The organism is Pseudoalteromonas byunsanensis, from assembly GCF_001854475.1.
Classification (GTDB): domain Bacteria; phylum Pseudomonadota; class Gammaproteobacteria; order Enterobacterales; family Alteromonadaceae; genus Pseudoalteromonas; species Pseudoalteromonas byunsanensis.
On record NZ_MNAN01000034.1, the window covers coordinates 101,608 to 114,634 of the forward strand.

10 protein-coding genes are annotated in these 13,027 nt (G+C 42.3%); all 10 read right to left on the reverse strand.

Going from position 1 to position 13,027, the window contains the following annotated elements:
* Positions 1–64 precede the first annotated feature (64 nt).
* The 10 genes from BIW53_RS14810 to glgX all read right to left on the reverse strand — a co-directional run bounded on the left by BIW53_RS14810 (position 65) and on the right by glgX (position 13,027).
* Positions 65–1,057 carry a fatty acid desaturase gene (locus tag BIW53_RS14810; RefSeq protein ID WP_070993066.1) on the reverse strand — a complete coding sequence of 331 codons (993 nt, stop codon included), beginning with the start codon at positions 1,055–1,057 and terminating at the stop codon, positions 65–67.
* A gap of 69 nt (positions 1,058–1,126) precedes the next feature.
* The gene (locus tag BIW53_RS14815) at positions 1,127–1,600 is read right to left on the reverse strand and encodes a peroxiredoxin (RefSeq protein WP_070992785.1); all 474 of its coding nucleotides are present in this window, start codon (positions 1,598–1,600) and stop codon (positions 1,127–1,129) included.
* Positions 1,601–1,688: 88 nt separating this feature from the next.
* On the reverse strand, positions 1,689–2,114 hold the full coding sequence (locus BIW53_RS14820) for a VOC family protein (protein ID WP_070992786.1): 426 nt from the start codon (positions 2,112–2,114) through the stop codon (positions 1,689–1,691).
* Between the two features lie 11 nt (positions 2,115–2,125).
* A complete protein-coding gene (gene rluF, locus BIW53_RS14825) occupies positions 2,126–3,022 on the reverse strand; it encodes a 23S rRNA pseudouridine(2604) synthase RluF (protein ID WP_070992787.1) in 897 nt (298 codons plus the stop codon).
* Positions 3,023–3,099: 77 nt separating this feature from the next.
* A complete protein-coding gene (locus tag BIW53_RS14830) occupies positions 3,100–4,203 on the reverse strand; it encodes a DUF418 domain-containing protein (protein WP_070992788.1) in 1,104 nt (367 codons plus the stop codon).
* A gap of 2 nt (positions 4,204–4,205) precedes the next feature.
* A complete protein-coding gene (locus BIW53_RS14835; RefSeq protein ID WP_070992789.1) occupies positions 4,206–5,423 on the reverse strand; it encodes an EAL and HDOD domain-containing protein in 1,218 nt (405 codons plus the stop codon).
* A gap of 206 nt (positions 5,424–5,629) precedes the next feature.
* Positions 5,630–7,165 (reverse strand): glycogen synthase, encoded by a 1,536-nt coding sequence (locus tag BIW53_RS14840; protein WP_070992790.1) that lies wholly within the window; start codon positions 7,163–7,165, stop codon positions 5,630–5,632.
* A gap of 11 nt (positions 7,166–7,176) precedes the next feature.
* On the reverse strand, positions 7,177–8,475 hold the full coding sequence (gene glgC, locus BIW53_RS14845; RefSeq protein ID WP_070992791.1) for a glucose-1-phosphate adenylyltransferase: 1,299 nt from the start codon (positions 8,473–8,475) through the stop codon (positions 7,177–7,179).
* Between the two features lie 30 nt (positions 8,476–8,505).
* Positions 8,506–10,989, reverse strand: a complete 2,484-nt coding sequence (locus BIW53_RS14850) for a glycogen/starch/alpha-glucan phosphorylase (RefSeq protein WP_070992792.1) — start codon at positions 10,987–10,989, stop codon at positions 8,506–8,508.
* Entirely contained in the window at positions 10,982–13,027 is a 2,046-nt protein-coding gene (glgX, locus tag BIW53_RS14855; RefSeq protein ID WP_070992793.1) for a glycogen debranching protein GlgX, read from the reverse strand. The genes BIW53_RS14850 and glgX overlap by 8 nt, the downstream gene beginning before the upstream one ends.

The following is a 13,027-nucleotide window of genomic DNA, read 5'->3' on the forward strand; positions in this document are numbered from 1 at the left end:
ATAGCTTAGCTGATTGTTGGTTCTAGTAACTGTAAATCCCCTTTACATCCAAGCTCAAGGCTGCTTACTTAGCATAGTAATTGGCATTTTTTACACTTTCAAAGTCATTAAACCTAACACCATGGCGTTTTAAGATTGGTAAGATTTGCGGGCTCAACCACTGGCGAATATAAAACGGCTGATTTGGCACAAAGTGATGAATGGTATGTGTTGCACCAAAGTTGAAACTGAATAGTTGAAATGGCAAGGCAAGCCAGTGATTAATTACGTGTGTTTGTTCAAGCAAGTTATTCACACCACCATAATAGTGCATAGATGACGTTAGCAAATTTAAGCTAATAGATCTAAGTACATTAGGTAAAACCAGTACTACCAACAACATATTCACCCAGCTCATATACTCTAGCAACCACCATGGATAGCTATAAGCTCCGCCATTTAATGCATTAAAGCCATAATAAAACACCGCGCTATACAAAACGAAAAAGTAACCAGTAGTAATTGGAAAACCTGCGTTAAGTACGGTGAAAAAGCGAAAGCTAGAAATATCGCGAGCAAGTGCTTTACGAAAGATCACAAGCCCCAACAACCCATCCGTAATCACGAGCAGTCTTAAAAAAGGATTGCGGATCCCATTTCCAACCAAGCGTTCTTCTAAGTCTTCTTTTGTACCCGATGTTTTGTGGTGATGTATATGAATTTTTCGTCGATACCAAGGGTTGACGGTATTAGGGCGCATTAACCATACTATCAGCATCATTAAGTTGTAAAGTAAGCTATTTGAGCGAAAATACTGTTTGTGAATGAGATCATGTTCCAATTCATGTGATAAGGAAGCAAACACAGCCGCACATATAACACACACTAACGCACTGATTTTTCCTGCATAATATAGCCAACCCACACTTATCATACCAAGCAGAGCAAACACTAAAATACATAACCCTATCGCATCTTGGTAGCGTAAAAAGCGATATTGAGAACGTAGCCTAGTTTCTTCATTTTTTATTTCACAAACGATGGTTTGAATGGAATTTCCGACTCGATGGTGGTGCATAGTCATATTTAAGATTGTGTCTTGATGAGGACAGAGCTACAACGGTAGCTCTGTAAATAAAATAGTGGGTTACAGACTTTCTAAAATGGCTTCAGCTTTACTGACTTCAAACTGCTTTGGTGCTTCAACATTTAGCTGGGTGACAACACCATTATCTATAATCATAGCATAGCGAGTAGAACGAACACCGCCAAAATTTTGAGTGTCCATATCAAGTCCTAATGACTTAGTAAAGCTTGCATCCCCATCGGCTAACATGCGAATTTCTTCAGCATTTTGTGCCTCACCCCACGCTTTCATAACAAATGCATCATTCACAGATACACAGGCTATCATATCAACGCCTTTGGCCTTGATCTTATCAGCTAAAGCGACAAAGCCAGGAAGGTGAGAAGCTGAGCAAGTTGGCGTAAATGCGCCAGGTACAGCAAATAATACGACCTTCTTATTGGCAAAAAGCTCTTGAATGTCATGGTTTACCATACCATCTGTAGTTAGTTCACTTAGTGTTGCACTTGGTAATGCTTGTCCTTGTTCTATCATCTTATTCGGTCCTCTATGATGAGTGTTAAAAACTCAGTGTAGTCTTAAATTAAGCCTTAAAAAACTGGCAAATTTAAGGGCAAATATCTTAGTCTAAAAATCGTGAAGCGACACTATGCTCTGGCTTCAGTTGCAATAAATCCCATAAATTACCATATAAATCTTGGAATACTGCTACCGTACCATAATCCTGCTCACTTGGGGGTCTGACAAATTCGATACCCTGCTTGAGCATGTTTTCATGATCTCGCCAAAAGTCATCAGTACATAGAAACAAAAATACTCGTCCCCCTGTTTGCTTACCGATACATTCCTCTTGCTGCGCAGTTGTCGCTTTTGCCAGTAAAATCGTCGCACCTTTAGAACCCGGTGGAGCAATCACGACCCAACGCTTATTTTGCTCACTTTGATAACTATCTTCCAATAGTTCAAAATTAAGCTTATTAACATAAAAATCAATCGCTTCATCATAATCGCGAACAACTAAAGCAATGTGGATCAGTTCCTGCCTCACAGTAATTCCTACTAACGTTTCTTGAGTGATAGTGTTCCCGATTTTCGCTTTTCTTTTGAAGAGTGACTTCGCACGGGTTTCGTGTCATTGCGCTGTGGTTGAACTTTTGCTGTAAACGATTTATTAGAGCTCGGTGCTTTACGTACTTTTGAGCTACTATCTAAGCGCTTATTTGGGTCAATCGAACCTTCTTCTGTTTTTGCTGAATCCGAAATTGAATCATTGATAGCTCGCATTTCAGCGTCAGACAGATGTCGCCATTGCCCGGGTCTTAAACCGTTTAGATTTACATTCATGATGCGTACGCGCTTTAAGGTCGTCACTTCATAGCCCAAGTATTCGCACATGCGACGTATCTGCCTATTTAGGCCTTGAGTCAAAATAATCGTAAAGGTTTTCTCACCGGTTTGTTCAACAAAACACTTTTTAGTGACAGTATCCAAAATTGGTAAACCGCCCGCCATACGCTCAATAAAACGTTTATTAATTGGCTTATCGACGCCTACCACATACTCTTTTTCATGATTATTTCCAGCACGCAGGATCTTATTTACAATATCACCTTCATTGGTCAAAAAGATTAGCCCTTCTGAGGGTCTATCCAAACGACCTATTGGAAAAATACGTTCTGGATAATTAATGGCACTGACAATATTGCTCTTGATCTTGCGTTCGGTCGTGCAGGTAACACCAACTGGTTTGTTATAAGCGAGATACACTCTTTTGGGTTTTGCTTTGAGTGGCTTATTGTCAATTTGAACAACGTCTTTATCACTGACCTTTAGGCCCATTTCAGGCAAATTACCATTCACCTTAACTCGGCCTGTTTCTATGAGCTTGTCAGCCTCACGACGCGAACAAAACCCAGTTTCGCTGATATATTTATTTAGCCGTGTTAGTTGCGTCACCGATAACCCTTATAGACATAGTAAAAAGCGCATTTTAAACGATCGACACACAAAATGCTTAATTTTCTGAAGCAAAATTAGCGCTCTTCTATCTTTTTTGGCTCACGATGGGAGCACCGTCTAAGGATCCACTCAAACGGGCCTTGTTTAAAATATTTTAAATACAAAGGTGCAAAAATCAGTTGTAAACACATTCCAACCAAAGCTATTTGCAAATAGTCGATACGGTTGAACGTAACCCTTGCTTGCGGTGCAATCCACACAAAAAACGTAACCAGTATTATGGATTGTAACAAATAACATGTTAGTGCAAGCTTGCCAACGGCACTTAACCTGTGACTCAACCATGAAGTGGGTGATATCCAAGTATTGAAATGGGTAATGAGTAAAGCGCCTAACACCGCGTTAGTCCACACGAGTCCGTCGTTTAGCGCTGACAATTGTGCCGGTTCAAAGTATAACAACATTGCACTTGCCAGTGACATAAAACACACAGCCACAGCCACCCTAAATAATAACGGTTTTTCTAAACCGCGACTAAACACCTGCTCTCGATAGCAGTACATGCCTATCAGCATCACACCTAATGCGTTCCAAACGGTTAGAACAGGTAACATCATAATCATAATGACAAACATTGAAGCATTATGAATGATAAGATCAGTTAGCTTCGTTGGCGCACGAAGAAGTATACTATGAAAGGTAGCGCTGTCTCGATGAATCGTCTCAGCATCCCCAAAGAACATAAACAAGGCAAGTAAAGAACTAGTTGCTAACACCATCACAAAGCCGTGAAATAGCAAGGTTGCTTGGCTTTTGCGTAAATAGCCAAGTGCCAGTATTCCAGCGAGGCCATAACTGAGCAATATATCTCCAGGCCAAAGCAAAAAGCCGTGTAATATTCCAAATATAATAAGACACTTAAGTCTCGGCTTTAGAGCTGCTACATCATTACGCTTGTCATATTGTAAAACCAGTGCGGCGCCAAACAACATACAAAATAGTGAGCGAAACCGACCATCTAGCAACAATAGATTAAGGTATTCAATGATCTTATCACCAACATGTGGCTGTGATAGACCAACATAACCCGTTTCAAACAATGCAAAGTAATAGACGTTGAGAAATAGCAACCCCAAGACTGCTATCCCTCGCAGTCTATCTAGCTGAATTATTCTCATAACTAGTACAAAGTTTCGTTGTACATATCAGCCCAACGTATAGCATCTGCATGGAACTCTGGTAGGCGTTGATCATTGATATTAAGCAAACTACACGCTTCTTGTAGTTGCCACCAGCTTCCACTTTCATAGGCTTTAACAACATTAAGTATGTAATACAATAAATTATGTTTTCCCATTAGGGCATCTTGCAACTCTTCTGGAAAAGGAAGACGTGACACTACCTGATCCATCGGGCGGTCTAAAATCGCATCTAATAATGAAAACAACCCGGTAAGAAAGCTCATACTCCTAATAGTTGGGTTTAGGCTCTTGGCTATCAGTTCACAAAAGCGCGAGCGCACAATGCTCAAACGCGTTAGTTCAGTTGGCTTTCCCTCTGCAATATGCGCAGTCATAATAAGCCCTACAAACTTTTTCACCCTTTCATCACCTAAGTACACCAATGCTTGTTTTAACGACTCAATGCGCTTTTTTAGTGGAAAAACACCCGAATTGATCAAACGTAACAACTTATATGCCAACGCCGTGTCTTGCGCAAAAAAGCGGGCTATTTTGTCGATATTCATATGTGGCTTTAACACTTCAGCATAGATGAGCAATACAATGGCATGATTAATTTCAATATCGTTTTGTTGAATAACTCGAGGCTTTGCGAAGAAATACCCTTGAAAGAAATGAAACCCCATTTCCTTGGCTTGTTCAAATTCAGCTTCTGTTTCCACTTTTTCAGCCAGTAGCTTCATATTTTTTCTCTGCCTGAACTCACAGACTAACTCTTCTATTTGCTCTAAAGAGTTTTGTTGTATGTCAAACTTGATCAAGCGGATGAGTTTTAAAAATGGCTCCCACTGTTTAGTGTATTCAAAATCATCTAATGCCAAACGATAATTCTGATGGAATAGACCTTTTACCTTCTCATAGTTCTCAGAGGTAGGGGACACCGTTTCTAGCAATTCTAAAATCACATCCTGACACGGTAAAAAGTGCGCCAGCTCCTGATTTAATGAATCAGGGCCGATATTAATGAGAGCTTTCTTTCCAGAGGTTAAATAGCGAGTACCCAAGTTTAATTGGTTGTCCATGATGAGCTTTGCAGTCGCGGCATCGTCAGCAATGTTTGGAAAACTATTGCTTGTCCCGTCACGAAATAACAACTCGTAAGCCACCACCTGCTTACGGCGGTTGAAAATAGCTTGTCGAGCAACAAAAACCTTCAAATGTTGACTCCTCAGTGTAGCCACTTCCAATGTAGCACTTTATTATCTACCAAAAATTCGATTCTAACCCTAAATAGTTATAATTAATATAGAACTAAGCTATTAATACTTGAGAAATTTAGCTTGATAACTATAGCACTTGTACATTAAAAAAGCAGACACGAGGTCTGCTCTAGTTGAAGTAATTGCCAAAAGTGTCTCAGCAGCTACTGATAAAGGTGGTCAATATACTCATTTGCAGCTTGCAACCAAGTATAACGTGCCGCCGCTGCGTTACTAGCCAATTGCTGGTAGCGCTTTGGATCATCAGCGTACATACTAATCGCAAAGTTAAATTTTTCAAGTAGTTGCGACACCTGTCCAGACAAGTCTTCACCTGTGAACGAAAACCCATTCTCAAGATCTTTAACTGTATCCGCCAAACCACCTACCTGATGGACAAGACACGGCTGCCCTGCTCTCATAGCAAGCATTTGACTGATCCCACATGGCTCAAAAGAGCTGGGCATCAGGAACAAATCACCTAAATGGTAGAGCATGTCGCCAATATGCTGCCCATAACCACTCAAATAAAGTAAGTTATCGTTTCGCGCCATTGCCTGAGTAAACAAGCTTTCAAGGTACTTATCACCAGAGCCCAGTATGATGATACGCCCGCCCTTTTTTTCCGCTTCTTTGGCTAGTTCATCGAGTACCAAAGCATTCGCAAATGGTTGGCGCAGCAATAGCGCTTTCTGATCAGTCAAACGTCCAACACTGGTGATAAGCGGCCCCTGCCATGAAGATGTCAACCATTTACGCAACCGCTGATGAGCTATATAGTGACTCGATTGAACTACAGCTAGTTTACTCATCCACTTTAAAAGTTCAGATTCAACTAAAACTAAATAATCAGATAAAGATATGTCTTCGATGCTCAAAGTGGGATACTCACAGCCATTTAGTATGCCCGCTAGCTTGCCATGGCGCTTGGCTATTTGCATGTCATGCTCAAGTCCTTCACCGCCAAAAAATCCTCTGTCAGGCTCACTGGTGTGCAATACTTCTTCGCTGTATGTGGGTGACACCACATGTACTTTATCTGCGAGCGCTATCGCGCTTCTCATTGGGTTAAAGCAATGAGGATGCTGATGGTCACACAACATTTGGCCATCATAGCTTAATGTTGGGAACCAAGCTTCCAAACTAGACTCGTCATGATTAAATGGTCGGATCCCTTGTAATGCTAGGTTATGGACCGTATAAACAGTTCTCAGTTGTTTTAAATACACAAATCTTGGACTGAATTTTTGTAGTACCGCTACACAAGCAGCGTGCCAGTCATGAAGGTGAAGTACGTCTAAATGTGCAAACATCTTGTGCTCTATCGCTTCACTCACAGCGGCACAAAAGAATGCAAATTTAGTCGCGTCTGTTGCAAAAGGCCGGTGCCCTTCATCATTACAGTAAATTTCACCATGGTGTTGAGAGAACAGAGAATGAGAAATCACATATTGTGTTACCCCATTTTGCTGCTCAACCTGCCACAATGTTGCTGTTTCCAAGTGCTGCCGAAAAGGCACGGCGATATCTGCAACAAAGGTTCTATTTAACTGGCTTTGACCATAGTCAGGCACCACCACATTGACTTCAACGCCTTGATTACTCAAAGCATAAGGGATATCACGGATAACATCCGCAACGCCCCCAACTTTACAATTTGGCAGCCGATCATTCTCAGCTGCAACCATTAATACCCGCATGCTACGCCTTATTATGCAGTTTGGAGTTTTTGTTTGTCTTTTTGTTGATTTTGATTATACGCAAGCAACATTTCCCTAGTGACCAACACTATACCTTTATTCGTAACCCTAAAACCATTTTCTCTATCTAAGTCTGGGTCAAAACCAATTTCTAGTCCCTGCGGAAGGTGACACCCTCTGTCTATAATGGCATTTCTGATATTACAATTACGCTCAATCACAACCCCTGGTAATACAACTGACCCTTCTATTTTACAGTAAGAGTGCAGATGCACATTTGAAAACAATAGTGATTTTTTCACCGATGACCCCGAGATAATACACCCTCCAGAAACGGTAGAGTCTACTGCCATACCCCGACGTTCATCATCGTCAAAGATAAACTTAGCAGGTGGTAACTGCTCCTGATAGGTCCAAATCGGCCAGCTCGGATCGTATAAATCCAGTTGTGGTTCAGGTGACACTAGTTCCATATTAGCTTCCCAAAATGAATCTAACGTTCCTACATCACGCCAATATGGTTGACCTTCATGGCTAGGATCACGAAATGGAAACGCAAACACATTATGTTCTTCAATAATGGCTGGAATAATATCATGACCAAAATCTCTACCAGAGCCTTCTCGTTCGGCGTCTTGCTTTAGTTGTTCAAACAAAAACTCAGTATTGAACACATAGTTACCCATTGACGCTAAACACACTCCGTCTTTACCCGGAATTGATGTAGGTTGTGCTGGTTTTTCATCAAAACGGCGTACGCGCTTATCACCATCTACCGTCATAACCCCAAATGTATTTGCAGCTTCTTCACATGGAACTTCGATACAGCATACGGTCATATCCGCCCCTGTTTCGACATGCTTAGCTAACAATGCGCCGTAATCCATACGATAAACGTGGTCGCCTGATAAAATCATCACATATTTGGGTAGTTCATGACGAATAATATCCATATTTTGGAACACCGCGTCTGCTGTTCCACAGTACCATTCATCACCATATCGTTGAGATGCAGGCAGTATTTCTACTGATTCGCCTAGCTCTTTTTTAAAGTGGCCCCACGCGCGGTTTACGTGGCGGATCAGTGAATGGGACTTATACTGAGTGGCAATCCCCACTCTTCTGATCCCCGAGTTGATGCAGTTTGATAAAGGAAAATCGATGATCCTGTGTTTACCACCAAAATATACTGCCGGCTTTGCACGCCAATTGGTTAATTCATGTAAACGAGACCCTCGACCACCTGCCAAAATTAAAGCGTAAGTTTCTCTGGTTAAGCTACTTATGTAGCGGTTTGCGTAACTGGGCATAACTTTCTCCAAATATCCTTGTGAGGTGGTCTATTGCATTGGCGACAAACGCCAAATCTCATCGCAATATTGTTGAATGGTTCGGTCACTGGAAAAACTTCCACTGGCCGCAGTATTTAATATGCTGATCCTCGTCCATGTTGACGGATCTAGATAGGTATCAGAGGCCTTTTGCTGCGCTTCGACATAACTTGCAAAGTCGTGTGCAACTAGCCATTGATCATTGGGGCTCCTAATTGCCTCAATGATGTCGTCAAAAATATTAGGCTCTAGTAAATTGAAATGGCCACTTTGCAGCAAGTTCATCACAGCGTTTAAATTCGGGTCTTGGGCGATAAGATGATCAGGATTGTAGTGACTGCGAATGGCATCAGTCTGATCCGCATGGGCGCCAAATAAGAAGAAATTGTCTGCACCAACATTGTCTCGAATTTCAATGTTGGCACCATCGAGTGTGCCGATTGTAATTGCACCATTCATCATGAACTTCATGTTGCCAGTTCCAGACGCTTCTTTACCGGCTGTTGAGATCTGTTCAGATAGATCGGTAGCAGGACAAATCGCCTCCATGGCGGTCACGTTGTAATTTGGGAAAAACGCCACTCTTAAATAAGGCTTTGCTTTTTCATCACTGTTAATCACATTGGCGACGTTATTAATTAACTTAATGATCTTTTTCGCCATGTAATAACCTGGCGCAGCTTTACCACCGATGAGTATACAGCGCGCAGCCATACCTTCCACATCACCTTTGAGTATACGGTCATAAAGATGGATAATATGCAGCACATTCAATAACTGGCGTTTATACTCGTGGATCCGTTTCACCTGAACATCAAACATCATGTTTGCATCAAACTCCACGCCACAACGCTGTTTGACCAATTCACATAAATGCTGTTTGTTTGCCTTTTTGACATCTTGCCATTGCTGATGAAACTCAGCGTCGTCGTAATAACGACGTAGCTTTTCTATTTGACCAAAATCCGCGACCCATTGTGTACCAATTTTTGAGCTGATAAGTTCGCTTAGTTTAGGGTTACAATGTGCAAGCCAGCGCCTAGGAGTAACTCCATTTGTCTTGTTATTAAACTTCTCAGGCCATAATTCATAGAACGTTTTAAATAAACCAGATTTAAGTAGTTCGGTATGCAAAGCCGCGACGCCGTTGACCGAGTAACTGCCCACAATTGCCAGGTATGCCATCCGGATCTGCGGTACATCACCTTCTTCTATCAAAGATAGTTCTCGCTGCTTGCTCACGTCACCAGGCCAATGCAGTGCAACTTGTGCAAGGAATCGCGCATTGATCTCATAAATTATTTCTAACAGCCTTGGCAGTAGCTTTTGGAACAATGGCACTGACCACTTTTCCAACGCTTCAGGCAGTAAAGTATGGTTAGTGTAAGCCATGGTTTTTGTAGTGATCTGCCAAGCAGCATCCCAATCTAATTCATACACATCAACAAACAAGCGCATTAATTCGGCCACCGCAATACTTGGGTGAGTATCGTTTAGTTGAAACACTTGATACTGAGCAAAATCATTGAAATTAGCACCGTATCGCTCTACCCACTGAAGTAAAATATCTTGTAAGCTGGCACTGCAAAGAAAGTATTGCTGACGTAAACGTAGCTCTTTACCATTTTCACTGGTGTCGTTTGGATAAAGCACCATAGTAATCTGCTCAGCAAGGTTTTTTCTGGCGACCGCTTCAGAGTAACTACCCGCGTTAAATTCAGATAAATCGAATTCGTCTGTTGCCTCTGACTTCCACAAGCGCAATGTGTTTACCACACCATTTTGGTAACCTGGAATTGGAACATCATAGGGCACCGCGAGCACATCGTGAGTCTCAACCCATTGTCTGTGTTCACGTCCGCTGCGGTCACGGAACGTTTCAACATGACCAAAAAATTTAACTCTTTGTGCCTGCTCTGGTGCGCTTAACTCCCAAGGATGACCTTCCCGTAACCAGTTGTCTGGCTGTTCAACCTGATGACCCTGTTCAATGGATTGGTTAAACATGCCGTATTCATAACGAATACCATATCCCACAACTGGCAACGCCAAACTAGCGCAACTATCCAAGAAACACGCAGCCAACCGACCTAAGCCACCGTTACCCAAACCTGCGTCATGCTCAGCTTCGCCTACTCGTTCAAGCTCGGTACAATATTGTTGGAGTGCTTGTTGTGTTCCCTGCTGTAGATCCAAATTTAACACCGCGTTGCCAAGCGCCCGCCCCATCAAAAACTCCAAAGAGAGGTAAGCTGCTTTGCGGGTTTTCTTTTCTTTCAAATACTGATTTGTTGCTCGGCACCTCGCGACCAGACGATCTCGTATAGTCAGCGCTAACGCGTGATATAAATAAAGTTGAGACTCGCCCACTTTATCCCTACCCAAGGTGTAATAGAAATGACGCATTAAGTCGTCATTTAAAGTGCTTTCATCAAGTTTTGGTGCATCTTGCCAATGTTTCACTACGCACACGTTAGCGCTTTTTTTAGCCATGTGTGATTCCTTCTTTTACTGATGTAAAAACCCAACTGGATTGGGGGGAAATTGCAACTGAATTTGTGACGGTTTTATCCGCTTTACAACTAGAAATAGCCAACTGCCAGTGCTGACTAAACGGCGGCTCTGGCAAGGATAAATTTAAAAGATCAGTACTGGCATTGAGAATAATTAACAATGCCTGCTGCTGCTGTTTATCAAGCAATGTGTACACCAGCCAACGTCTTTGCGCCTCATGCCATTGCTCTGGGTTCATGGCTTCACCCAACTCATTTAACCAACGCACGGAAAAACGACTGTCGTTGGCATGTATATAAAAAGGGTGAGAAAACGCGCTAAATTGTCTACGCAATGCAACCAGCTCTTTAATAAAGAACGTCAAACTGTGGTTAAATTGAGATGATTTCCACGCCAGCCAATTACTGCGGTTGTCTTGGCAATACGCATTATTGTTACCACCTTGAGAGTGTCCAAACTCACTGCCGGACGCAATCATAGGTACTCCCTTTGATATAAATAGCGTCAATAACGCGTTTTTCTGCATTTGCAGACGAAGTGAGGTGATTTTTGGGTCGGTTGAAAATCCTTCTTGCCCACAATTCATCGAATGATTAGCGCTGTGTCCATCGCGATTTTGCTCACCGTTAGCCTCATTATGCTTGTATTCATAACTAACCCAATCAGCCAAGGTAAAGCCGTCGTGGCTAGTAACAAAGTTAACCGAGCTAAGCGGCCCACGCAGGTTATGCTCAAATAAATCATGAGAACCATGTACGCGCTTAGCAAGCTCAGGCAATACTCCTTGATCACCCCGCCAAAAGCGCCTTAACGTATCTCTATATTTATCGTTCCACTCGCGCCACGGAACAGGAAAAGCACCCAGCTGATAACCACCTGGACCAATGTCCCATGGTTCAGCAATTAACTTAACATCTTGTAGCACAGGGTCTTGAAGCACAGCTTGTAAAAAGGTGTGGCAGCGATTGAAGCCGTCTGCATTTCTGGCCAAAATAGAAGCCAAGTCAAATCTAAAACCATCAACACCCATCACTTCAACCCAGTACCGTAAACTATCCAGTACCAGTTGCAACGTATGGGGGTCATCAATATTTAAGGTATTACCGCAGCCTGTGTCGTTTATATAAACATCTGGGTGCTGGGCAACACTGCGATAGTACCCTTGATTATTCAGCCCCTTAAACGACAGTACGGGTCCATCTACCCCTGCCTCAGCAGTGTGGTTGTAGACCACATCCAAAATGACTTCAATCCCTGCTTCGTGTAGACGCGTTACAGTCTCTTGAAACTCTCTAACATCACCATCTTTTAGGTAAGCCTTGTGGGGAGTAAAATAATTTAACGTGTTATAGCCCCAATAGTTAGTCAGTCCTTTGGTGGTAAGAAACTGTTCACTCACAAAAGCATGTACGGGTAATAACTCTAGGGTCGTCACGCCAAGAAATTGTAAGTGACTAATAAAAGAAGGGTCCGCCAATGCTGAAAACTTCCCCCTTTCTGACTCTGGTATTTCAGGATGTCTGAATGTAACACCTTTTACATGGCATTCGTAAATCACCGTTCTAGACCATGGAACTTTAGGTTTATTGCCTTCATACTTGGGCACATCAACCACTTTGGATTTAGGCATATCTATCGCATTGTCTAAATGACTCAGTGTGCCAACTGGCATATGGCAAAAATGTCTTTCACTCCAGGTGAACTCTCCATGTAGGTCTTTTGCATAGGGGTCCAACAATAACTTATTAACATTAAACAACTTACCTTTTTGCGGATGGTAATCACCATCAGCTCGGTAGCCATATAAGCATCCAGCGCTGAGAGGGGAGACAAATACACTCCATACTCCCCCTTCATGAAGATACATATTAATACGTGCTACTTCAGAATGACCGCTGTTATCAAATAAACACAAACTCAGCGATTTAGCTTGTGGCGCATAGACCGCAAAATTTACACCTTCATCAACCAATGTACTGCCAAGCGGGCGACAGCTGCCCCGTCTCGAATGCAACAT

Excerpts from the sequence above, each read along its gene's own strand:
- BIW53_RS14810 (WP_070993066.1), bottom strand. The coding sequence starts at position 1,057 with ATGCACCACCATCGAGTCGGAAATTCCATTCAAACCATCGTTTGTGAA.
- BIW53_RS14815 (WP_070992785.1), bottom strand. The coding sequence starts at position 1,600 with ATGATAGAACAAGGACAAGCATTACCAAGTGCAACACTAAGTGAACTA.
- BIW53_RS14830 (WP_070992788.1), bottom strand. The coding sequence starts at position 4,203 with ATGAGAATAATTCAGCTAGATAGACTGCGAGGGATAGCAGTCTTGGGG.
- BIW53_RS14840 (WP_070992790.1), bottom strand. The coding sequence starts at position 7,165 with ATGCGGGTATTAATGGTTGCAGCTGAGAATGATCGGCTGCCAAATTGT.
- glgC (WP_070992791.1), bottom strand. The coding sequence starts at position 8,475 with ATGCCCAGTTACGCAAACCGCTACATAAGTAGCTTAACCAGAGAAACT.
- BIW53_RS14850 (WP_070992792.1), bottom strand. The coding sequence starts at position 10,989 with ATGGCTAAAAAAAGCGCTAACGTGTGCGTAGTGAAACATTGGCAAGAT.
- glgX (WP_070992793.1), bottom strand. The coding sequence starts at position 13,027 with ATGTTGCATTCGAGACGGGGCAGCTGTCGCCCGCTTGGCAGTACATTG.